Origin of the sequence: Pseudomonas mohnii (assembly GCF_900105115.1) — a bacterium.
GTDB classification, from domain to species: domain Bacteria; phylum Pseudomonadota; class Gammaproteobacteria; order Pseudomonadales; family Pseudomonadaceae; genus Aquipseudomonas; species Aquipseudomonas mohnii.
Genome location: NZ_FNRV01000001.1, coordinates 889,899 through 911,657, shown reverse-complemented (window position 1 = coordinate 911,657; position 21,759 = coordinate 889,899). Strand labels below are relative to the sequence as shown.

Here is a 21,759-nt window from a genome sequence, read left to right as displayed (position 1 = left end):
GCATGCCAAGGGGAGGGCGTCTGTTTTTATCGTTTTAAAACAGTGACTTAGTGATCATGGTGAGCTGGCGCGGCAGGCGTTGGCGGGTCAATGCGCTGCCAACCTGCCAGGGTGGCAGTGATTGGCAGTCGTTGGCAGTCGTGCGGCGTGAGTGCGATTGATCAGGCCAAACCTTGTTCTTTCAGTCGTCTGTACAACGTACGTTCGCTGATGCCCATGTGCCTGGCCAGTTCACTGCGGGTGCCTTTGAAGGTGGCCAGTGTCTGCGCCAGCGAGCTGCCGTCGAAAGGCGTTGACGCGGGGGGCTGAGGAGGTATCGCCACGGATGCCTGGGGTAAATGTGTGGAGCGGATCACTCCATCGTCAGCGAACAGACTGGCTCTTTCCAGCACATTGCGTAATTCGCGGATATTGCCGGGCCAGGAATGGCGCTGCAGTTGTGTCAGCGCCTCTGTCTCTATTGTCAGCCGGCGCTTGCCGGTACCGGCACGTTGTAGAAATGAATTGGCAAGCAAACCGATGTCTTCAACCCGGTTGCGCAAGGGGGGCAACTGAATGGGAAAGGCGCTGATGCGGTAGTACAGGTCCTGCCTGAACTCACCGTTCTCCATCATTTTTTCCAGGGGTTTGTGGGTCGCGGCAATTAGCCTGAAGTTGGCGTGGAGGGTCTCGACACTGCCGACACGGCGATAGGTGCCCGATTCGATCAGGCGCAACAGTTTCACCTGCATGGCCAGTGGAACATCCCCAATCTCATCAAGAAACAAGGTGCCGCCCTGGGCCGTTTCAACCAGTCCGGGCTTGCGCGTGGTGGCCCCGGTGAATGCCCCTTTTTCATGGCCGAACAGTTCGCTCTCAAACAACGTTTCGGGCAATCCCGAGCAATCGACGACGACGAAGGGGCCCGTGGCCCGGTCGCTGTTTTCATGTACGGCGCGGGCGAACAGCTCTTTGCCCGTACCGGACTCGCCCAGCAGCAGTACCGGTAGCATGGATGGGGCCACCCGCTGCAACTCGGACAGGGCAAGGTTAAAGGCCGGTGAGCGGCCAACCAGGCCTTCGTTGCTGGGTCGCGCTGAGGCGCTGCGAACCAGTGTGAGGCGCTCCACATAGGCCGTGATGACACCGTGCTCATCCAGAATCGGGCGCAGTTCGACGTCGACGTGCTCTGGACCGCGAGGCGTGTGGTGAATGTGCAAGACACGATCCGGTCCGCGCATTTCCTGGGCCTTTTTCATCGGACAGTTCTCACCCGCCTGATCACAAGGAACGTCGTAGTGGTGTGAGATTTGATAGCACTTATGGCCAATAAAGGGCTTGTCAGCGCTGCCAAACTGCCGCTGATAGGCCGTGTTGGCAGCCAGGATGTTGTAGTTCGGATCGAGCACGATCATCGGCTGTGGTTCGTGCTCAAGAAATGAAACCAGTGACTGCACTTGATCCGAGTGCGGGAGTGGGTGGGTTGGGGTGGGCAAGAAAGTCTTCATCGTGGCTCCTGAGAATCCATCCATCCTGTTGTGGCACTGCCAACTCTGTCAACAGGCACTGCCAATGGCAGTGAATCCAGATGGATACAGAAAAAATAAAACCGTGTTGAAAAATTAAAACCAATAAAATCAAATAGATATGATCATATTTTGGCTCTGTTTGGGTCTGGCAGACTTATTGCTATGTCAGTCCTTAGTGTGAGCGGCTTGGTAAAAGCCCCTAAGGAGACAGGCCAATGAGTGTAAAACTTCACGTCGAAGGATTCTTCGATTCTGCTACCAATACCGTCAGCTATCTTGTGCTGGATGAGGCGACCCGCCACTGCGCGTTGATCGACAGCGTACTGGATTACGACCCAAAGTCCGGCCACACCGGCACAACCTCTGCCGACCAATTGATTGCGAGGGTGAACGAACTCAATGCGAGGGTCGACTGGATTCTCGAGACCCACGTCCACGCAGACCACCTGACGGCAGCGCCCTACCTGCAGGAAAAGCTTGGTGGGAAAATAGGCATCGGCAACCAGATTTCGACGGTGCAGGAGGTGTTTGGCACGCTGTTCAATACCGCTGGCGAGATGCCCCGCGATGGAAGTCAGTTCGATCACCTGTTCGTCAATGACGAGCCGTTCACCATTGGCACGCTGCAATGCCACGCACTCCATACACCTGGCCATACGCCGGCCTGTATGACTTATGTGATCAGCGACGGCACCGAAACGGCTGCATTCGTTGGCGATACCTTGTTTATGCCCGACTACGGTACTGCACGCTGTGACTTTCCCGGCGGCAACGCGCGCACGTTGTTCCAGTCAATCAACAAGGTGCTGAGCCTGCCGGCCAATACGTTGCTCTACATGTGCCACGACTATCAGCCGGGTGGCCGCGAGGTGCAATTCGTCAGTACCGTCGCCGACCAGCGCGACCACAACGTTCATGTGCGTAACGGCATCAGTGAGGAGGAGTTTGTGGCGATGCGCACAAAGCGTGATGCATCGCTGGAAATGCCGACACTGATCCTGCCTTCGGTTCAGGTCAACATGCGCGCCGGGCACTTTCCCGAGCCTGAAGCGAACGGAACGCGCTACCTGAAAATCCCGCTCAACGTCGCCTGACGTTGCCTACCCCAAAAAACGCATAAGAAAAAATACCCATAACGGAGTCACTTATGGACATTCGCCACCTTGCGCCCGGACTGTCGGTATCCGAACAGATTTTTCCCAACCAATTGGCTGAACTAAAGGAAGCGGGTTTTCGCACCGTCGTGTGTAACCGTCCCGATGGCGAAGGCAGTGATCAGCCCTTGTTTGCCGAAATCAAACGAGCCGCCGAAGCGGTCGGCATTGAAGCGCACTACCTTCCTGCGGAATCAGGCAAAGTCACTGATGAGCAAGGTATTGCCTTCGGCAAGCTCCTTGAATCGCTTCCAAAACCCGTGTTGGCCTATTGCCGTTCCGGCATGCGCTCGACAACGATGTGGGCCCTGTCACAAGCGGGCAAACAATCCCTGCCATACATCGTCGAGACGGCCAAAAAAGCCGGGTTCGATATGAAAGGCGTCATTCGCCGGATTGCCAACCAGGGGCGTACGCCGGTCGAAGTGGCTGAGGCGCAGCATGCCGTGGTCATCATCGGCGGCGGTGCGGCAGGTATCGCGGCGGCATCCAGTTTGCTGGCGCGAGAGCCTGGGCTCGACGTCGCCATCATCGATCCGGCAGATGTGCACTACTACCAGCCAGGCTGGACACTTGTCGGCGGTGGCGTCTTCGACGCGCCCCAAACTGTGCGCACGATGGGTACGACCATCCCCCACGGTGTGCATTGGATCAAATCGGCGGTCGCCGCTTTCGAACCCGAGAGAAATGCCGTCATTCTCGATGGGTGCAGAGTCGTTAAATACGAACAACTGATCGTGTGCCCTGGTCTGAAGCTCAATTGGCATGCCATCGAGGGGTTGTCGGACACCCTGGGCCGCAACGGTGTGACTTCAAACTACCTGTATCACCTTGCCCCCTATACGTGGGAACTGGTGCAGCAACTGCGTGGTGGCCGGGCAGTTTTCACGCAACCGCCCATGCCGATCAAATGTGCCGGGGCGCCGCAAAAAGCCATGTACCTGTCTGCCGATCATTGGAAACGTAGCGGTGTACTGCACAACGTCGAGATCGAGTTTTGCAGCGCCGGCGCGGTGTTGTTCGGGGTTCCCGACTATGTGCCCGCACTGATGGAATACATCAAGGCCTATGGTATCGACCTGAATTTCGGCAACACACTCACCCGCGTGAATGGACCGGCACGGACCGCGACGTTCAACTGCGTTAATCCGGATGGCAGCGCCCATGTCGTGACGCGTGACTTCGATATGCTTCATGTGGTGCCACCACAGATCGCGCCGGATTTCATTCGGATCAGCCCCCTCGCTGACGCGGCCGGCTGGATTGATGTCGACCCTGCCACTTTGCGCCATAAAAGCTGGGCCAATATTCACGCGCTCGGAGACGCTGCCAACTCCAGCAACGCCAAAACTGCGGCTGCAGCACGCAAACAGGCGCCAGTCGTTGCCCATAATGTGTTGGCGGCAATGGGTAAAGCGAAAGGCAGCGCCCATTATGACGGTTATGGCTCCTGCCCGCTGACGGTCGAACGCGGCAAGATCGTACTGGCTGAGTTCACCTATGGCGGCAAGGTCGCCCCCAGCTTTCCATCCTGGCTGATTGACGGTACCCGGCCATCGAGGCTGGCATGGCTGCTCAAGGAGCGGATTCTTCCACCGCTGTATTGGAAGGGAATGCTCAAGGGCCGTGAGTGGATGGCGAAACCCGAGATGGCTGACGTATGAGATCAGGCCTGAAAACAAGGAGACTGAGATGATCGTCGTCTTACTGCTTGGGCTCACTGTCGGGGTCATTCTGGCGCTGACCGGTGCCGGAGGGGGCATCCTGGCTGTTCCGTTACTGGTGTTTGGAGCGGGACTGAGCATGGCCGAGGCAGGGCCAATCGGTTTACTGGCTGTCGGTTTGGCCGCGACCCTGGGTGCCGTGATGGGACTCAAAAACGGCACCGTCCGCTATAAAGCTGCGCTTTTAACGGCAGGGGCGGGGATCGTATGTTCCCCTCTTGGCCTTTGGCTGGCGCAGCGCACGCCTAACCGTCCATTGACGATCATGTTTGCCTTCGTGCTGATGTACGTTGCGTTCCGTGTGTATCAACGATCGCTATCACCCTCCACGGAGTCGAAGACCCCCGTTACATCCAAGCCGCCGCCGTGTCTATTGGATGTGAACCGAGGAAAACTCAACTGGACGGGTCCGTGTGCATGGGCACTCACGCTCTCCGGCATTGTCGCGGGAGGGCTGTCCGGCTTGCTCGGCGTGGGCGGTGGCTTTGTGATGGTGCCGGCGCTCCAGCGATACACCAATCTGACAGCGCAGTCGGTGCTTGCAACGTCTCTTGCCATTATTGCGCTGGTTTCAATTTCCGGCGTTGCTGCAAGCTCTGCGGCCGGGCACTTGCAGTGGGCAGTGGCCATTCCGTTTTCCTCTGGCGCATTGGTCGGAATGGTCGGCGGACGTCTGATCGCGGCACGGCTGGCGGGCCCACACTTACAACGAGGCTTCGCCGCCGTTTCCATCGTGGTGGCGGTGGCCTTGCTGGTGAAAGCCATTTAGTCATGTGCAAGAACCGTCCACTTCCAGGCCTCGCCTATAATCCGGGACTTGCGCCCGGCTTCAACTGCCAGTGATGAGTTCCAATCAGTGACCGAATCAGATCGCCAGCAGCTGAACCGCGCGGCATGGGCCGTCACCCAGACTCGTTATCAACCATTTTGCGCCGGAGAAAGCTCATGAATGTCGACTGGCTCAACTTCACTCCCTGGTCATCCCTTGCCGGTGGCGCATTGATTGGTCTGGCGGCCAGCCTATTCGTCGTCGCCAACGGGCGTATCGCAGGCATCAGTGGCCTGATCGGCAGTCTTTTACAGCGAGGGAGCGAGGGGGTGAGTGAGAAAGCACTTTTTCTCCTGGGCCTGCTCATCGCGCCGCTTCTATGGGGCATGTTCACCGCGCTGCCACAGATTGAGTTCAAAAGTGGCGGGGTCGGACTGATCGTCGCCGGTGTATTGGTGGGCATCGGCACCCGATACGGATCAGGTTGCACCAGTGGCCATGGGGTCTGCGGCCTATCGCGCCTTTCGCCGCGATCGATGGTCGCCACGGCGTGTTTCATGTTCAGCGGTTTCGTCACGGTGTTTGTCTTGCGTCATCTGCTGGGGGGTTGAACATGAGCAAACTGACCGCGTTCATTGCTGGCCTGCTGTTCGGCCTGGGCCTGCTTCTGGCAGGCATGGCCAACCCGGGCAAAGTACTCGCTTTCCTGGATTTGACCGGTGCCTGGGACCCTTCCCTGGGGTTGGTCATGGTCGGGGCCATTGGCGTCGCCATCGGCCCGCTGACCTGGGCCCGCCGACAATCCAGTTCGCTGTTGGGAGGGCCAATGCAGCTACCGATCAAACGTGAGTTGGACGCGCGCTTGATTGGCGGGAGCCTGGTGTTCGGTATCGGCTGGGGAATAGCGGGCATCTGTCCTGGCCCCGCAGTGGCCATTCTGCTGACAGGGCACTGGCAAGTGATCGTGTTCATGTTGGCCATGCTGGCCGGCATGTTGTTGTTTACTGCGCTGGAGAGCCGGCGTAGCCATTGATCGTAGCCCGCGCATTCTCGCGGGTCTGCTTCTCATTGGCCTCAGTCTGTCCGGTGTGATCGGCGCATGGGGTTGGATAGGTTTAGTACCGCTGGCCACTGGTGTTTTCCGTTTCTGCCCTGTCTATACGTTGCTGGGCATCAAAACCTGTAACAGTCGCTGAACGCCAGCCGTTGCACACTGGCGGGCGCCTGAAGGCGCCCGTGGTGGTTTAGCGCTCGCGTTCCTGGATTTAACCGGTGTCACGAACTGGCGCGGCTACAGCATGAGCCGGAACGGCGGGTGGAGCGTTTCAAGGTCTAGGAATTCGTCCGGCTCGGTGGAACAGACGCGACCTGTCGATCGCTCAACACCGTGCCGGCGTTGCGTCCCAGCCCATAAATCGCAAGGGCCGCCAGACCGGACGGCACCACCAGTGCCGCAAAGACCTGCGCGAAGGTCCAGCCCCAACTCAGCATCTGCGCGCCGGCAAAGGCGCTGAGGATCGCGCCAAAGCGACCGATACCGCTCATCCAGCTGGCGCCAGTGGCTCGCGCCTGGGTGGGGTAAAACGTGGCGGCCAGCGCGTTCATGCCGACGCTGGCGCCATTGAGGCCGAACCCGACCATCCATGCTACCAAGCACAGCAACAGGAAATGCCCCGTGGCCTGTCCGATCGCATAGATCACACCCCCGCTCAACACGAACACCGCCATCAACACCCGGTATTTATTGCAGCGATCCATGACCCAGCCGACACACAGCGCGCCGGCGGGTCCACCGATCTGGAACATCGCGGTCACAATGGCCGCATCCGCAACGCTATAACCGCCCCCGTCTTTCACCAGGGTCGGTAACCAGCCGCTGAACAGGTAGACCAGAAACAACGCAAGCACATAACCGCTCCACAACATCAACGTGCCGAAGCGATAGGAAGGGGACAATACGATCTGCATCGCCGAAGACCGCATCAGCGGATGAGCCGGCAGGCAGAAGGTCGATTTCGCGTCACTGACGCCCGGCGCGAGTTTTTCCACAATGGCGCGGATACGTGTGTTCGGCGCCCGCTTGGCGACCAGGAACGTCACCGACTCGGGCAGTTTGAAATACAGCAGCGGCGCCACCAGCAGGGGCAAGACACCGCCCAGAATCAGCATGCTTTTCCAGCCGAAGGCCGGGATCATCCAGGCTGACAGAAACCCGCCTCCGGCGGCGCCCAGGGAGAACCCACAGAACGCCACCGTGATCAGGAACGAACGGCTGCGCTGCGGCGCGTACTCCGACACCAGGGTACTGGCATTCGGCATGGCCGCGCCGAGCCCCAATCCAGTCAGGAAGCGCAGGATCACCATGGTGCTGATGTCCGGGGAAAACGCCGTCGCCAGCGTCCACAGGCCAAACATGGAGACACTGCTGACCAGCACGATCTTGCGTCCGTAACGGTCGGCCAGCGGCCCGGCGACCAGTGCGCCGACCGCCAGACCAATCAGCGCCGCACTCAACACCGGGCCCAACTGCTGGTGGCTCAAGCCCCAGTCCATTTTCAATTGCGGTGCGATAAAGCCCATGAGTGCCACATCCAAACCATCGAGGCCGATGATCAGGAACCCGAGAAAGACGACCCACTTCTGAAAGCTGCCAATGGGGCGACTGTTGATCAGCGCGTGGATGTCGATGGGTTGAGTTGTCAGCATGAAAGTCACCTCTGTGTTGTGGGGGCGCTCAACCACGGCGCCCACTTTTTTATTGGGGTGAAGCGAGGACGGTCACCGGCGGCTCAAGCGCTGCCGAGGCTGTGGAACCGCACCGGGCGGATAATCCGGGTTTCCTGGGCAAGGATCAGGTGCGCAGAAGCCTGCAGGTAGGCCGGGAAGCGGGGATCGCCATCCCGCGCCTGGCTGCGTCGTTCGAAGTCATCGAGACTGTCATAGCCCCATAGGTGCACGACTTGGTTCAATGGGCCGATGCTGCTGGTATAAAATCCCAGCGGCGCGCCCAGATGCTCGAGCAAAATCGGCATCGCCAGACGATCGAAGACCTCAATGAACTCGGGCATGCCCCGTGGCCGGATGGTGTAGATACGGTGGTCGACGACCGGCTTGTGATTCATCAGGCCACCTCCTGCCGAGGGTTGCCCGGTGTTTTTTCGGCGGCCACCCGGGACAGGTGCATCCCGGTGAGATAACCGAAGGTCATGATCGGCCCGAGCGTGATGCCGGCAGCGGGATAGTTGCCCCCCATGATGCTCGCCCGGTCGTTGCCCACCGCGTAAAGCCCGTCGATTGCCCGGCCTTCTTGGTCGAGCACTTCACCGCAGACGCTGGTTTTGATGCCATCAAAGGTACCCAGATCGCCCATGATCACTTTGAGGGCGTAGTAGGGGCCGTCGCCAATCGGCGCCACGCACGGGTTCGGCAGGTTCTGCGGGTCGGCGAGGTAGCGGTTGAAGCTAGTGGTGCCACGGCCGAACTGCCGATCCACGCCTTGCCCCGCCGTGCGATTGTAGTCACGTACGGTCTGTTCCAGCCCGGCAGCGTCGAGCCCGGCGCTACGCGCCAATTCAGCCAGGGTGCGGCCACTGTGCAGGTAGCCGTTGCGCAGCAATGGCGCGAGGGGCATCGGTGCCGGCTTGGCGTAACCCAGCCCGTACTTGGCCATGGTCCGGCGGTCGCAGATCAACCACATGGCGGTTTCGGTCTGGTGGGCACAGGCCTCGATCATCGCCGCGCCGACATCGTGGTATGAGTTGGACTCGTTGGTGAACCGTTGGCCATTGCGGGTCACACCGATAACGCCGGGCTTGTAGCGATCGAGCAAATGCGGGAAGGCGGTGAACCTGCCGTTACCCATCGGCACTTTCGAGACAGGCATCCAGGCAGCAGGCGCCTTGAGCCGTATATCGACGGTGCCGCCCAGGGCTTCGGCCATGCGCGCGCCATCCCCGGTGTTGCCTTGCGGCACCGGTGAGAAATGCTCGCCACCGCGGCGCACATGGGGATAGGCCTGCTTCAACCGTTGCAGATCATGGGAAAAGCCGCCGCTGGCCAGTACCACACCGTGGCGGGCTTCAAACCGCAACTCACCGCCCTCGGTCTGAGCGACCACCCCAGTGACCCGGTCTGCGCTTTTCAACAGTTGACAGGCGCTGGTTTGCGTCAGAATCGGAATCCCCAGGTCCAGCGCCGATTTCGCCAGTCGCGCGGCCAAGGCATTGCCGCTGGTCACCTGAATGCCGCGCCGGTAAAGCAGCAACTCTTTGGCGTGAGTCATCAGGCGCTTTGCAACATAGAGGAACGAGGTCAGGGATTTGGTGGCGTTGAAGAAATGCTTGAGGTCGGCATTCGACGAATTGAACATCATCCCGATAAACGTGATGGTTTTGAGCGGCGGCCGCAGACGTGCCATGTCGGCCCCCAGCCTGCGAATGTCGAAAGGCGCGGCGAGGATCGAACGGCCGATATCGACGCCACCGGCCACGTCCGGGTGATAGTCCGGGTAGAGGGTCGGGATGAACTGGACTTCGGTCTCGCGCTGGAAAAAGTCGATCATCTGCGGCGCGTTATCGAGAAACGCATCGACGGCCTCGGCATCGTAGAAATCGCCCGTTTCGTTCTTCATGTAGGTCAGCGCGGCCTCCCGACTGTCCGTGATGCCCTTGGCCTTGGACAGCGCGTTGCCGGGAATCCACAGCACTCCTCCCGAGAACGCGGTGGTCCCGCCGAAGTACGCATCCTTTTCAATCACAATGACTTCCAGCCCCTGCTTGCGTGCAGTGATGGCGGTCGCCAGACCACCGGCACCGGCGCCGATCACCAGAACGTCGCACCGACGGATCGCCTCGGTAGTTGTTGTCGTCATAGTCAGTCTCTCTCGGTAAAAGCCAGCCGAACGCTCGCCGTGGTCGCCATCGACAGGACGACAGGCACAGGTTCGCTGGGGGATTCGGAGTCGGCCATCATCGGCCGAACGGAGGTCAGGCCTGGCGGCTGGCCATGGGGGATTCAAAGCCGGGGCGAGGAATCAACGCCATCAACATACTTTCCAGGCCACCATCGACGGTCAATTCGGCAGCGTTGACATAAGCTGCCCGCGGGCTCGCGAGGAAGAGGACGGCATCGGCGATGTCCTGGGGCTCGCCGATCCGCTGGTTGGCGGTCATCGCCTTGCGCTGCTGCTCGACCTTGGGGTCGGCGTAAAACGCCGCCGACAGCGGCGTGCGAATCAGGCCCGGGCAAATGGCATTGCTGCGAATGCCCCGTGGCCCCCACTCTGCGGCGATCTGCCGCGACAGCATGGCGACCCCGGCCTTGGCTGCACTGTAGGCACCGCTGAAGGTTTGCGGGTAATGCGCGGCGATCGAAGCGATGTGCACGATGCTGCCGCTTTGCCGGGCCAGCATCAGCCGCCCGAACGCCTGGGCACACAACAGATAGCCCGTCAGGTTGACCGAAAGCACCTGGTTCCAGTTGTCCAGGGTCAGCTCTTCAAGCGCGCCGGCCTGCAGCACGCTGGCGTTGTTGATCAGTACATCGCAGCGCCCATGGAGCGCCTGCACTTGCTCGGCGGCCTGTTGCACGCTGAGGGGGTCGGCAATATCGCAGTGCAGCACAGAGACATCCGCTTCACTGTTTTGCGCCAGTTCGGCGGCCAGCTCGCGGCATTTTTGTTCGTCGCGATCAAGCAGCACCACATGGGCGTTCTGGCGAACCAGCGCGGCGGCAATCGCGGCACCGATACCGCCGGCTGCGCCCGTGAGGACGCAGACCCTGGAATCGAGATTCAGCCAGCTTTTCTGCAGGTCGTTATTATTCATTGTTATCTCCAACACGCATTTCAAGACAGTTCGCCCACTGCACTGGAGGCAGCAGGCGGTGCTCAGGATAGAAGCGTGGGACGGCTCACAAGAATGGACAAAACCTTCAACCGTCGAGACTTTTCCGACAAATCAACGGCGAATTGCCCAACGCGCGGATTCTTCGCTAAGGTAGAAAACACGTGCCCGTAGAACATAAAAATAATGAACAAGATTCCCAGCTATGCCCTGTACGGCGAGGCGGTGGCGCCGATATGGCACGACTCACTGCATGTCGAATCGATCTCCCTGCGCTCTGGCGCCTATAACTGGGAGATCGCCGCCCATCGACACGACGGGTTGTTGCAGATGCTGTACCTGCAAAGTGGCGAAGGCGAGGTGCTGCTGGACAACCAGCGGGTCGAGGTCAAGGCGCCGTGCCTGCTGTACATTCCTGAGCAGATTGTCCATGGCTTCGCCTGGCACGGACGGGTCGAAGGGCATGTGATCACCGCCGTCCAACACCCGCTGGAAAGCATCGTCCAAGTGCTCTCACCGGGCCTGTTACCACAGATCCAGAAAGCCTGTGTCGTTGCGCTGCCGCACTGGGAGCCGGCCGATAATCCGCTGGAGCCGCTGTATCGGGCGTTGTATGGGGAGTACCACGGTCGTGGTCGGGAACACACCGCGTGCAGCATGTCGTTATTGCTGGCGCTGGTGATCCAGATGCTGCGCCTGAGCGAATACACACACGACTTGCATGCGCACCGTCACGATCGACGCAGTCAGCAGGTGATCGCCTTTCGCGAACTGGTGAACCGGCACTTTCGCGAACACCTTTCGCTGCACGACTACGCCAATTCCCTCGGGATCACCGTGGTGACCCTGGGACGGCTGTGTCATGAACAACTCGGCATGACCCCCATGACCCTGATCAACGCCCGGCTGATCCTCGAAGCCAAACGCGAACTGGCCCATTCGGCCCAAAGCGTCAAGCAGATTGCCCACGGCATGGGGTTTTCCGATGTCGGTTACTTCAGCCGTTTTTTTCGCAAACACGCCCAGCGCAGCCCCAGTGAGTTTCGCCTTCAGGCCCAGGCCCAGCACACCGGCTCTCATTCCCCCGGCGTTGTTCCGGAGTGAGGCAAGTCTGCTGTCTGTTCACGACTCGCCGCCCACAAGCCTCACCCTGTGGCAGTCAGACGGTCCGAGTTTTTGACCGTTTGATGAGCGAACATCCATCGGCATCAGAGGCTGGCCGGAGTCGTTGTCCAACAGCACGGAACGCGTCTCCTGCGGCTTGAACAGGTAACGTTCGCCCCACTGCCGCATGCTGACCACAACCGGAAAGATCTCCCGTCCTTTGTCCGTAAGGACGTACTCCTTGTAGGCGCTGCCATCGGACGCCGGACGCACGTCGAATACCCCGACCTCGACCAGCGTCTTCAGTCGCGATGCCAGAATATTTTTGGCCACGCCCAGGCTCTTCTGAAATGCGCTGAATCGGCGAATGTCGTCAAAAGCGTCGCGGATGATCATGAGCGACCAACGATCCCCGATGGCCTCCAGTGTTCTTGCTACCGGGCATTCGCTGCAGTGTGGTGAGGCGTCTTCTTCCATTTTTTTGACCTTGCGCAATGTGGTTGCAATTAAAAACCCAATGCCGCAACAATGGATACTAGTTTTTAATTGAAACCAGTTTAACGCCATGGAGGTGCACATGACAGTAGAGGCCGACTCAGCCACCAAACGGTTTTCCAGCCAGCCTGCGGGATGGATTCATCCGGATACCGGCGAAAGCAGCAGGGGCGACCGGTCTCCAGGGCTTTCCCCGTCGCTCACGTTATTGTTTTCTGTCACCTGTGCACTGGCAGTGGCCAACGTTTACTTCGCACAACCATTACTCGACTCAATGGCCCAGAGCCTGGGTGTGGCGTCATCGATCATCGGCGTTGTGGTGACGGCCACTCAGGTTGGTTACGCGTTGGGGTTACTGTTCATCGTCCCGCTGGGCGATTTGGTAAACCGTAAACGGCTGATTCTGACGCAGGTACTGTTGTCTGCGGTGGCGCTCGCGGCGGTCGGTGCAGCACAGCAATGGCTGGCCCTGTTGGGGGCCATGATCATGATGGGCTTGTTGGCAGTGGTCGTTCAGGTATTGGTGGCATACGCCGCCGCGCTGGCAACACCCTCACAACGCGGGCAGGCCGTCGGCACGGTAACCAGTGGAATTGTCCTGGGTATTCTTCTGGCGCGCTTCACTTCAGGCCTGATTGCGGACATCGCGGGCTGGCGCGCCGTTTACTTCGTGTCTTCAGGATTGATGGTGTCCATCGCGGCGGTGCTGTGGAAAGTGGTTCCTGTCACGGCGCCGTCAAGGCACCAGGACTCCTACCTGGCGCTCATTCGTTCACTTTTCAGACTGTTCATCACCGAACGCACGTTACGCACCAGAGGCCTTCTGGCCTTACTGATCTTTGCCGCTTTTTCTGTGCTGTGGACATCCATGGTACTGCCGTTGAGCGCGCCCCCGTTGTCGCTTTCACACACTGCCATCGGTATGTTTGGATTGGCCGGCGTCGCCGGGGCCCTTGCTGCCAGTAGAGCCGGGCGCTGGGCCGATCAAGGCCTTGGGCAACGAGTGACCGGCATTTCGCTGGGGCTCCTGACGCTGTCCTGGTTGCCCATCTCGTTTGCCGAAACGTCCCTGATCGCGCTGGTCTGCGGCGTAGTCCTGCTGGACTTCGCGGTGCAAGCCGTACACGTCACCAATCAGAGCCTCATTTTTGCTGCACGACCCGACGCCCAAAGTCGCATGGTCGGCGCCTACATGTGCTTCTATTCGGTCGGTAGCGCGCTGGGAGCCGCAGCCGCGACCCAGGTTTATGCGCGATGGGGCTGGATTGCAGTCAGCCTGCTGGGCGCTTTGATCAGCGCTACGGCCCTGGTTCTGTGGTTTCTCACTTTTCATTTTTCAACGACGCATCAGGGACGATCAGCGTGAAAACCAGGCACCTGCCACTCGCAATCTCGATGGCTGCCATATGGGGTGTGTATTTCTCCCACGGTTGACCCGCTGATTGCTTGCCGGCATTCCAGCGCGGTTTTCACCGCCTCAGCCGGCGAGGCGGGTGCCCAACGCACATCCGGTGTCGCTCATTAGAAGGCCTCAGCCCCGCAATGGCCCCGCGCGCTTTTGCTCCTTTGCTGGTGGCAGGGGTTGCACTTTCTCGGGCGGTTTGATCGAGCCGATGTAAACCGCGAAGATCGTCAATAGCGCTCCGCACACTTGGAAGGTTGAGCTGGCCTTGCCCAGAAAAGTCACGTCGATGAAATAAGTAATCACCGGTTCCAGCAGCAAGATAAGGCCAGCGACCCCCAGGCTGATCGAGCCGATCGAACGGTTGACCAGCAGCCATCCGACAAACTGCACAAACACGCCGTAGATGATCAGCATCACCAAGGTCTGGGCGTCGACGATAGCCAGGCTCTCGCCATTGAACATCGCGTAACCGAGCAGCACCAGCGCTGCCCAAATGCCCAGGTTAAGCATCTGGGCAGTCTTGTCGCCGCCACCGTCAGGTAACTGCGTGTTGATTTTCAGGAAGTAAACGCAAATAGCGTAGGCAAGGCCCGACAAGACACCAAACACGACCCCCTTGATACCCAGCGAACTCGTCATTTCGGGCACCAGCAGCAAATAAAGCCCAACGAACGCGAGGAGGATGGAGATCAGGAAATAGATCGAAGGCCGCTCCTTGAGCAAGCACATTCCCAACACGGTCATGAAAAACACCTGGCAATTGGTGAGGATAGAGCCGATGCCGGGTCCCACCACATAGATACTCTGATGCCAAAGCACCAGGTCTATGGCCAAAAACACCCCAGCCAGGCCGGTGTAGAGTTGGGCTCGATAACTTTTTAGCAGTACTGGAATCCGGCGGACTTTGAGCAGCAGGAAACACAATATCGACGCAAACAGCATTCGATAGAACCCTGCTCCTCCGGCACCGATATGAGCAAAAGCCACCGCTAATGCCGAGAGGCTGAGCATCAGCCCACCGACCGTCAATTCGATAATGGCACGGTTTTTACTTAGCGACATGTGCACCCCCTTACACGACCCACACGCATTTCTCCTTTCCCTGTTGGACGGATACAACGACGCCCGACAAACAGAAAAGCTCCACGGGCTTTTCTGTTGCCGCGATCTCTACTTTTATTCGGTCTGAAACATCCGTGCTCAGGCTGAGCCTTACACTTCTTCAGCCGCTTTTTTCAGCCACTGTTGAACCGGCCCGTAAGCCACCACCAGATCCACATACTTTTGCAGTGCTGGCGGCACGCTGACGCCATAACGGCGGAAGCGGAACACCACGGGCGCGAACATCGCGTCCACGATGCCGAACGGGCCGCACAGGAATGCGCTGGATTGGCTCGCTGCCAGCAACCCTTCCCAGATGGAAAAAATCCTGGCGATCTCTTCCTTGGTTTCTTCGGTCAACGCACCGGCATCGTCGCCAGCGCCCAGGCCAAACGCCATTTGTGTGCGCAGATGGGTAAAGCCGGAATGCATTTCAGCCGCGGCGGAACGCGACAATGCCCTTAGACGCGTATCTCGGGGCCACAGGTTGGCATCGGGGTAGGCCTCGGCAATGTACTCACTGATGGCCAGGCTGTCGTTGATCACAACGTTGTCTAACAACAGCGCCGGGACTTTCCCTGAAGGTGAGTATTCGCTGATTCGGCGATGCGTGTCAGGCTGTTCCAGCTTGATCTGTACCGTATCGAATGCAGCATCAGCGGTCACCATTACCAACCACGCACGCAGTGACCAGGAAGACTTTTTGAAGTCCCCTATAACCAGTTTTGCCGTCATATTCTTCCCTAGCGCATGTTATGAAACAGGTGCTAACTTTACGGCCGCATTTTTCAGTCGTATTGCACAAAACTGGACAAGTCATGGAAAAGACAGAAGGCCTGAAAGACCCTCTTTATGAAAAGGATTTCGTGCGTTTCTGGCGTATTCCCGAAGGCGACTGTGAGCTGTTGTCGGCGCGGTACACCACCCAGTCTTTTGGTCGGCACTCGCACGACCGTTATGCGGTGGGGGTGATAAGCGCAGGGGTTGAAAAACTGTTTTACCGCGGCAGCTATGCCTTGGGCGGGGTAGGCAGCGTTGTTACCATCACGCCTGGCGAGATACACGACGGCCTGCCTGGACACGACAATGGCTGGATGTACCGCATGCTCTACCTGGATCCAGACTGGGTTAATCGCTCGGTGTTCCAAGGGCGCGTGGCCAGCGATCACGTACATCTTTTTCAAGAAGCACTCAGCTCAAATCCAGCTTTTGCCCAGACCTTTCTTCAGCAGCATCAACTAATCGAGCAGACGCCGCCTGGACTACAGCGCGAGTCCATCTTGCTGGAACTGGTGTGTCAGGTATTCGAGCGCAGCGGTGCCCCTGCCTTGTCAGTCCTGCCATCAGAGCAGCAGGCGGTAAAACGGATCAAACAGAAGTTGGAAGACGATTTTGCCCGGGACATTCCCTTGGAGACCTTGGCGCAGCTGGTTGATCTTGATCCGCTGTACCTCATTCGGGTTTTCAAGAAGCACGTTGGTGTTTCGCCGCACAGCTATCAAATACAGAAGCGCATCGCGCATGTGCAAAAACTTCTGCGCGCTGGCGCCAGCCTGACGGAGGCTGCCTTTGCTTGTGGATTCTTCGATCAAAGCCACATGACACGGGCCTTCAAAAAAGTAGTCGGGGTCACCCCCGGAAGCTTTCGCAATAGCGGAGCGTTTCGAGAGAACACTTGAGGGGCAGTAACCTGTCCATCATGACGTGGCCGTCACAAAGCGTGTAATAGCGCATTCGTGTACAGCCCGGAAAAAACGCGCTCTACCGGTCCTGTGAGAAAGACAGTTCCCACGCCATCCCATTGTACGGTGACTGTTCCGCCATCACATTCAACCTCGACACAATCGTCCAGCAAGCCACGTCGTATGCCGTTAACAACGGCACCGCAAGAGCATGAGCCCGAACCCAGCGGAATGCCTCCCCAGCGCTCCCAAATTCGCAAGCGAATGTACTTTCGATTAATGATCTGGACGAAATGCACGTTTGTCCTGAGGGGGAAAAGGGGATGGGATTCAATGGCCGGTCCAGTCGCCGCTATATCAATGGCTGTCAGATCATCCACAAAAAAGGTGCAGTGTGGATTGCCCATGCTGCAAGCCGCCGGAGCGCCCGTCAGGGGCAAAGCACGCGTATCCATTGCCTGAGCCAGCGGCACAGCCGACCACTCGAAAAGTGGCTCTCCCATGGCAACGGAAATAGCGCCGGTCGAGGTTCGTTCGCAAGTGAGCAGGCCACGGTTGGTTTGAAGCGTTATCGACGAACTGTTTGATTCGCGCATCAGCGTATCGGCGGCACCACGCGTCGCGCTGCCACAAACGTCCAGCGGAGAGCCATCGGCATTCCAAAACATCAAACGCGCATCTGCATTCTCGTCATCGAGCAGAACCGCGAGTTGATTGAACCCGATGCCACGGTTCCGGTCACCCATTCGCCGAGCCAGGTTGGCTGTCATTGAGTTGGACGAATTGCGCAAGTCCACGATGACGAAGTCATCGCCATTAGCATGCATCTTGTGAAACTTCAGCGGCATAGGTTGACCCTGGCAATGAGAAATGGGGTGAATTGATGTATGACGTCGATCCATGGCCGAAATCAGTCAGGAACATCCGCTATCGGCCAAACGCAGCCTGTATCAACGACAGTACATTCTTGTAAAGGGCAGCTACAATCCCTCAAGACTCTTCTGGGCTTTGCTTCAGCCGCTCAAAGGAACTCCAAAGCAGCACACCTTTGCGATCCAGCGCCTCAGGGCGTCAACAGTGATGTCCGATACGCTCCTGTAGAGGATTTCTTGTTGCACCCTGACAGGTCGTACGGACGATTAACCATTTACATGTGGTGCTTTTATGTGGGGGAAAGTTAATGGTGTCGTCACTTTAAGCCTGGTGCTTTCAAGCTGCTTTCTGCAGGTGTCCGCAGAGCCGGTTCCTCCAGATCCTGATCAGGCGATTGGCCGTTCGTTGTCCATTATTCGTTCAGCAACTGCGGAGAAGCCGCAGGTCCTGAAAATTCTTTTCTACGGACAGTCGATCAGCTCGCCGACATGGACCGATCCGGCTATTGCGGCTTTGCGAGTCAAATATCCCAACGTGGCCTTCGTGTACCGTAACCTCGCTTTGGGGGGGTGGAGTGCCGTTCTCCTGGAACAGGCGGTCGCTCGCGACGTGGAGGAGGTCTATCCCGATCTGATCGTTTTCCACGTGTATGGCGATCACCGTGCCTACGAGCGAATTATTCGGACCCTTCGCTCAAAAACGGCAGCCGACATCATCATTCAAACCGACCACGTCGTGAATCCGCTTGAACCGGTGTGTGACACGGGCTTTCATCTTCAATGGTCGCCGCCCGAGGGCTGTACGGGGCATTTCTGGTTCAAGCAAAAGAGCTGGGAGGAGTTCATGTCCAGCGTCTGGAAGCCAGCCATGGCGGCGAAATATGACCTTGCGCTGGAACCGCGTCGCCAGCGCTGGAATGCCTACTTGCAGGAGAATAATCTCCAAATAGCGGATCTTCTCGCCGACCCGCCGCATCCCAACGCCGAGGGGTGGGCCCTCATGGCTAACCTGTTCACCACTTGGATCGAGGAGCTTGTGGATCACCCTCAAAACAATGGGCGGAACACTTCCGACCAAGTTCGGAGTTTTACTGCGCCTGTTCCTGGCGAAAAGACCCGCTATGAGTTTTATGGCAACCGCGCCGAACTCATTGCCGCGGGGCCCCTGGACGGAAAAGTCAATCTCACTATCGACGGAAAGCCGCCTCGCGAGCTCGACGGCTGCTGGCAAACCAGCCGCGTGACGGGTTTGCCGAATGTCCCGGAATGGCCAGCCCTGAAAAAAGTCGACGTCCGCCAGTCATATCGCGAAGAGGATGTCTGGACGCTTCGGGTACGGAATTTCGACACTTCGCAAGGAAGCTTCGACTTTGACGTCGAGAGCGCGCGTACAGGCGCAGAGGGAAGCGGATCGGGCAAGGACGTTTTCAAGTCGCGCTCGGGGAACGTTACCCTACAGCCGGACGCCTGGAACTTTTCCTACGCCAAGTTAATATCCGGTAAAGGTCTCGCGGATGAACAAAGCTTTCAATGGGAGCGACGCTTCGTCTGTGGCGACGAGCCGCCGACTGCCCTGGCAAATGGCTCGGTGCAGCAGCGTCATGTACTGGGAACCGGCCTTCCCAATGCACATCATGTCATTGAGTTGACTGTTCCATCCGATACGCCCGCGATATTGGAATTGCGCGCTTATCGGCCGCCCCTTGTTGAGTGATATTGCCCATAATGAACGCGCTGATCGGGCAGATCTCCGACAGTACTGTGCAGAAACGGGAAACACCTTCGTGGATCGAAAAGAAGACCCATCCGCCACCTCCGACTGGGTCATCCGCAGCGCTCGACCCGGTAGCGTCGAGCGTATCGAAGCGTGGTTCGGCAGCCACGGTTACGACCCGCATCGTCACGACACCTACTCGATCGGTCGCACCCTCGCAGGCGTGCAAAGCTTTCATTACAAGGGTTCGTTGCGCCACGGCGTTCCAGGCAACACGCTCGTGCTTCACCCCGACGAACTTCATGATGGCATGGCCGGCACTGACGCAGGTTTTCGCTACCGCATGGCCTACATCGACCCCGGATCGATCCAGAACGTTCTGGGTGGGGAACCCTTGCCCTTCATCGCCGGGGGGCTTTCGAACGATCCGCGTCTGTACCATGCCAGCCAGGCCTTCGTGCAAGCGGTGGATCATCCCTTGGAAGCGCTGGAGGAGCAGGATGCCCTGTATGACCTGGCGATGGCGTTGCGTGCTGTCGCAGGCAAGCCGCGCGGTCGCAAGAGCCTGGATTACCGCTCAGCCGAACGCGCCAGAGCGTTCATCCTGGAGCATTTGCACCTCGGTATTACGCTGGAGATGCTCGAAAATGCCAGCGGGCGCGAACGCTGGAGTCTGTCACGGGACTTCAGGGCGCTTTACGGCACCAGCCCCTACCGTTTTGTCACCCTGCGTCGCCTGGATCGCTTTCGCGGGTTGATCCTTGACGGCTTCACACTGATTGACGCCTCCCTCGCCGCAGGCTTTCACGATCAAAGTCACATGACCCGACATTTCACGCGCTGCTACGGCGTGCCCCCCATGCGTTGGCTGGAACGCTTGCGGCCTTCACGCTGACTTGCAGGATCGTACAAGATCGATGGATTCACGGTTCGATAGGCTGACGACTTCCATTCAAGAGGATCTGTCATGTCTGAGTCCCGTCACCCACACACATCGTTGCCCATCAACCTCGCGCAAAAGGCTTCGCTGATCGAGCAGCAATGGAGCCCCAGAGTTGTAGCGGAAATGAACGACTACCAGTTCAAGGTCGTGCGAATCGAAGGCGAATTCATCTGGCACTCACACCCTGAGACCGACGAAGCGTTTCTTGTGCTGGAAGGCACCTTGCGCATCGACCTGCCAGAGGGCTGCGTCCACGTGAATCCGGGTGAACTCTATGTGGTGCCACGCGGCGTTACACACCGGACCGCCGCGCAAGGTGAAGCGAAACTGATGATGATCGAACCCCGAGGCATTTTGAACACCGGCCATGAAGAGGGCGAACGAACGGCCTTGAACGACGTCTGGATATGACTCAACGCCGCCGTGCGCCATGGATTATCAAAAAACCTGGAAATATCCATGGGCGCACGCCGGGGTTTACAAGGCAGTCTCACGCGAGGCTTGTTCGAACCGTTCGCACAAGAAATCCAGCAATGCCCGTACCCGTGGCGCCAGGTAGCGGCTGCGGGGGTAAAGCGCGTACACGGGGGCTTCGTCCGATTGCCATTGCGGCAGCACCAGGCTCAAGCGTCCTGCCGCCAGGTCCGCGCTCACGTCCCAGATTGATTTGAGGGCGATGCCGTGGCCATCGATCGCCCATTGGCGAGCCAACGCGCCGTCGTTGGTCTCGCGCGCTGCCTCCAGAGGCACCTTGAACAGCATCATTTCCTCGCCACGGTGCAGGCGCCATTCGCTGGACCACCCCGACTGGCCGGCGACAATGTGATCGAACCCGGCCAACTGCAGCGGATGGTCAGGCGTGCCCTTGCGTTGCAGATAGCTCGGCGCGGCGCACAGGACGCGGCGATTGGTGGCCAGGGGGCGGGCGATCAACGAGCTGTCCGGCGGCACACCGAAGCGGATCACCAGGTCGACATCGTCCGCGATCAAGTGCGACAGCGAGTCGGACAGCAGCAGCGCCGGCACGACCTGGGGGAAGCGGGCGGTGAACTCATCAAGCCACGGATTCAACACATGTCGGCCGAAATCCGAGGTGGCGGACACCCGGATCTTGCCGCGGATTTCCTTTTTCTCCGCCGACAGCGCCGCTCGCGCATCGTCCAGCGCCTGCAACGCCTGACGGCAATGTTGCAGGTAAATCCGCCCCTCATCGGTCAGCCTCAGTTGGCGGGTGGTGCGCTCGAACAGGCGAGTGGCCAGCGAAGCTTCGAGCTTGAGCAAGCGGGCGCTGGCGGCGGCTGGTGACAGCCCCAGCTTGCGCCCTGCAGCTGAGAGCCCGCCCAGTTGGGCTGCTTCGACAAACAGGCGGATGGCTTCCAGGTTATCCATCATTGTTCCATTATTTTTGAAAATCCATCAAAGATTAGCCTAATTATCAAATCCAG

The 21,759-nt window shown here is 58.8% G+C and carries 23 protein-coding genes; 13 read left to right on the top strand and 10 right to left on the bottom strand.

The window, feature by feature from the left end:
- Window positions 1–161: 161 nt before the first annotated feature.
- On the bottom strand, window positions 162–1,487 hold the full coding sequence (locus tag BLV61_RS04100) for a sigma-54 interaction domain-containing protein (RefSeq protein ID WP_047530292.1): 1,326 nt from the start codon (window positions 1,485–1,487) through the stop codon (window positions 162–164).
- A gap of 236 nt (window positions 1,488–1,723) precedes the next feature.
- Here BLV61_RS04100 and BLV61_RS04095 point away from each other — a divergent pair, with 236 nt between their 5' ends.
- The 6 genes from BLV61_RS04095 (at window position 1,724) to BLV61_RS04070 (ending at window position 6,351) form a co-directional block, all read left to right on the top strand.
- Window positions 1,724–2,602 (top strand): MBL fold metallo-hydrolase, encoded by an 879-nt coding sequence (locus BLV61_RS04095; RefSeq protein WP_090462736.1) that lies wholly within the window; start codon window positions 1,724–1,726, stop codon window positions 2,600–2,602.
- 53 nt (window positions 2,603–2,655) lie between these two features.
- Window positions 2,656–4,326 (top strand): bifunctional protein tyrosine phosphatase family protein/NAD(P)/FAD-dependent oxidoreductase, encoded by a 1,671-nt coding sequence (locus BLV61_RS04090; protein ID WP_090462733.1) that lies wholly within the window; start codon window positions 2,656–2,658, stop codon window positions 4,324–4,326.
- A gap of 28 nt (window positions 4,327–4,354) precedes the next feature.
- Window positions 4,355–5,155, top strand: coding sequence for a sulfite exporter TauE/SafE family protein (locus BLV61_RS04085; protein WP_047530287.1), 801 nt, complete (start codon window positions 4,355–4,357; stop codon window positions 5,153–5,155).
- A gap of 176 nt (window positions 5,156–5,331) precedes the next feature.
- Window positions 5,332–5,766 (top strand): YeeE/YedE family protein, encoded by a 435-nt coding sequence (locus tag BLV61_RS04080; protein ID WP_090462730.1) that lies wholly within the window; start codon window positions 5,332–5,334, stop codon window positions 5,764–5,766.
- A gap of 2 nt (window positions 5,767–5,768) precedes the next feature.
- Window positions 5,769–6,188, top strand: coding sequence for a DUF6691 family protein (locus tag BLV61_RS04075; RefSeq protein WP_090462727.1), 420 nt, complete (start codon window positions 5,769–5,771; stop codon window positions 6,186–6,188).
- Window positions 6,184–6,351 (top strand): YgaP family membrane protein, encoded by a 168-nt coding sequence (locus BLV61_RS04070; protein WP_425272114.1) that lies wholly within the window; start codon window positions 6,184–6,186, stop codon window positions 6,349–6,351. Before BLV61_RS04075 ends, BLV61_RS04070 begins: the two co-directional genes overlap by 5 nt.
- Window positions 6,352–6,487: 136 nt before the next feature.
- Here the strand turns inward: BLV61_RS04070 and BLV61_RS04065 are convergent, their stop codons facing one another.
- The 4 genes from BLV61_RS04065 to BLV61_RS04050 form a co-directional block, all read right to left on the bottom strand.
- Entirely contained in the window at window positions 6,488–7,861 is a 1,374-nt protein-coding gene (locus BLV61_RS04065) for an MFS transporter (protein ID WP_090462721.1), read from the bottom strand.
- An 83-nt stretch (window positions 7,862–7,944) separates the two neighbouring features.
- Window positions 7,945–8,277, bottom strand: a complete 333-nt coding sequence (locus BLV61_RS04060; RefSeq protein WP_090462718.1) for an NIPSNAP family protein — start codon at window positions 8,275–8,277, stop codon at window positions 7,945–7,947.
- Window positions 8,277–10,025 (bottom strand): FAD-dependent oxidoreductase, encoded by a 1,749-nt coding sequence (locus BLV61_RS04055; RefSeq protein ID WP_090462715.1) that lies wholly within the window; start codon window positions 10,023–10,025, stop codon window positions 8,277–8,279. Before BLV61_RS04055 ends, BLV61_RS04060 begins: the two co-directional genes overlap by 1 nt.
- A gap of 115 nt (window positions 10,026–10,140) precedes the next feature.
- Window positions 10,141–10,980: an SDR family NAD(P)-dependent oxidoreductase gene (locus tag BLV61_RS04050; RefSeq protein ID WP_177329328.1), complete on the bottom strand. Its 840-nt coding sequence runs from the start codon at window positions 10,978–10,980 to the stop codon at window positions 10,141–10,143.
- Between the two features lie 204 nt (window positions 10,981–11,184).
- Here BLV61_RS04050 and BLV61_RS04045 point away from each other — a divergent pair, with 204 nt between their 5' ends.
- Window positions 11,185–12,102 (top strand): helix-turn-helix domain-containing protein, encoded by a 918-nt coding sequence (locus tag BLV61_RS04045; protein WP_090462711.1) that lies wholly within the window; start codon window positions 11,185–11,187, stop codon window positions 12,100–12,102.
- An 18-nt stretch (window positions 12,103–12,120) separates the two neighbouring features.
- On the opposite strand, the gene BLV61_RS04040 is transcribed toward BLV61_RS04045, so the two are convergent.
- Window positions 12,121–12,579, bottom strand: a complete 459-nt coding sequence (locus tag BLV61_RS04040) for a winged helix-turn-helix transcriptional regulator (RefSeq protein WP_090469749.1) — start codon at window positions 12,577–12,579, stop codon at window positions 12,121–12,123.
- A 100-nt stretch (window positions 12,580–12,679) separates the two neighbouring features.
- Here BLV61_RS04040 and BLV61_RS04035 point away from each other — a divergent pair, with 100 nt between their 5' ends.
- Window positions 12,680–13,963 (top strand): MFS transporter, encoded by a 1,284-nt coding sequence (locus BLV61_RS04035; protein WP_090462709.1) that lies wholly within the window; start codon window positions 12,680–12,682, stop codon window positions 13,961–13,963.
- Between the two features lie 165 nt (window positions 13,964–14,128).
- Here the strand turns inward: BLV61_RS04035 and BLV61_RS04030 are convergent, their stop codons facing one another.
- On the bottom strand, window positions 14,129–15,064 hold the full coding sequence (locus tag BLV61_RS04030; protein ID WP_090462705.1) for a DMT family transporter: 936 nt from the start codon (window positions 15,062–15,064) through the stop codon (window positions 14,129–14,131).
- Between the two features lie 150 nt (window positions 15,065–15,214).
- Window positions 15,215–15,838 (bottom strand): glutathione S-transferase family protein, encoded by a 624-nt coding sequence (locus tag BLV61_RS04025; RefSeq protein WP_090462702.1) that lies wholly within the window; start codon window positions 15,836–15,838, stop codon window positions 15,215–15,217.
- A gap of 83 nt (window positions 15,839–15,921) precedes the next feature.
- Between BLV61_RS04025 and BLV61_RS04020 the strand changes: the two genes are divergently transcribed.
- A complete protein-coding gene (locus BLV61_RS04020) occupies window positions 15,922–16,782 on the top strand; it encodes a helix-turn-helix domain-containing protein (protein ID WP_090462699.1) in 861 nt (286 codons plus the stop codon).
- Between the two features lie 32 nt (window positions 16,783–16,814).
- Here the strand turns inward: BLV61_RS04020 and dapF are convergent, their stop codons facing one another.
- Window positions 16,815–17,633 (bottom strand): diaminopimelate epimerase, encoded by an 819-nt coding sequence (gene dapF / locus BLV61_RS04015; RefSeq protein WP_090462696.1) that lies wholly within the window; start codon window positions 17,631–17,633, stop codon window positions 16,815–16,817.
- Between the two features lie 52 nt (window positions 17,634–17,685).
- Here dapF and BLV61_RS04010 point away from each other — a divergent pair, with 52 nt between their 5' ends.
- The 4 genes from BLV61_RS04010 to BLV61_RS03995 all read left to right on the top strand — a co-directional run bounded on the left by BLV61_RS04010 (window position 17,686) and on the right by BLV61_RS03995 (window position 20,725).
- Window positions 17,686–17,886, top strand: coding sequence for a hypothetical protein (locus tag BLV61_RS04010; protein ID WP_090462693.1), 201 nt, complete (start codon window positions 17,686–17,688; stop codon window positions 17,884–17,886).
- 63 nt (window positions 17,887–17,949) lie between these two features.
- On the top strand, window positions 17,950–19,371 hold the full coding sequence (locus tag BLV61_RS04005) for an SGNH/GDSL hydrolase family protein (RefSeq protein WP_090462690.1): 1,422 nt from the start codon (window positions 17,950–17,952) through the stop codon (window positions 19,369–19,371).
- 70 nt (window positions 19,372–19,441) lie between these two features.
- Window positions 19,442–20,266 (top strand): AraC family transcriptional regulator, encoded by an 825-nt coding sequence (locus tag BLV61_RS04000; RefSeq protein ID WP_090462686.1) that lies wholly within the window; start codon window positions 19,442–19,444, stop codon window positions 20,264–20,266.
- 72 nt (window positions 20,267–20,338) lie between these two features.
- Window positions 20,339–20,725: a cupin domain-containing protein gene (locus BLV61_RS03995; protein WP_090462683.1), complete on the top strand. Its 387-nt coding sequence runs from the start codon at window positions 20,339–20,341 to the stop codon at window positions 20,723–20,725.
- Window positions 20,726–20,791: 66 nt separating this feature from the next.
- Here BLV61_RS03995 and BLV61_RS03990 read toward each other — a convergent pair whose 3' ends face one another.
- On the bottom strand, window positions 20,792–21,703 hold the full coding sequence (locus BLV61_RS03990) for a LysR family transcriptional regulator (RefSeq protein WP_090462680.1): 912 nt from the start codon (window positions 21,701–21,703) through the stop codon (window positions 20,792–20,794).
- Window positions 21,704–21,759 lie beyond the last annotated feature (56 nt).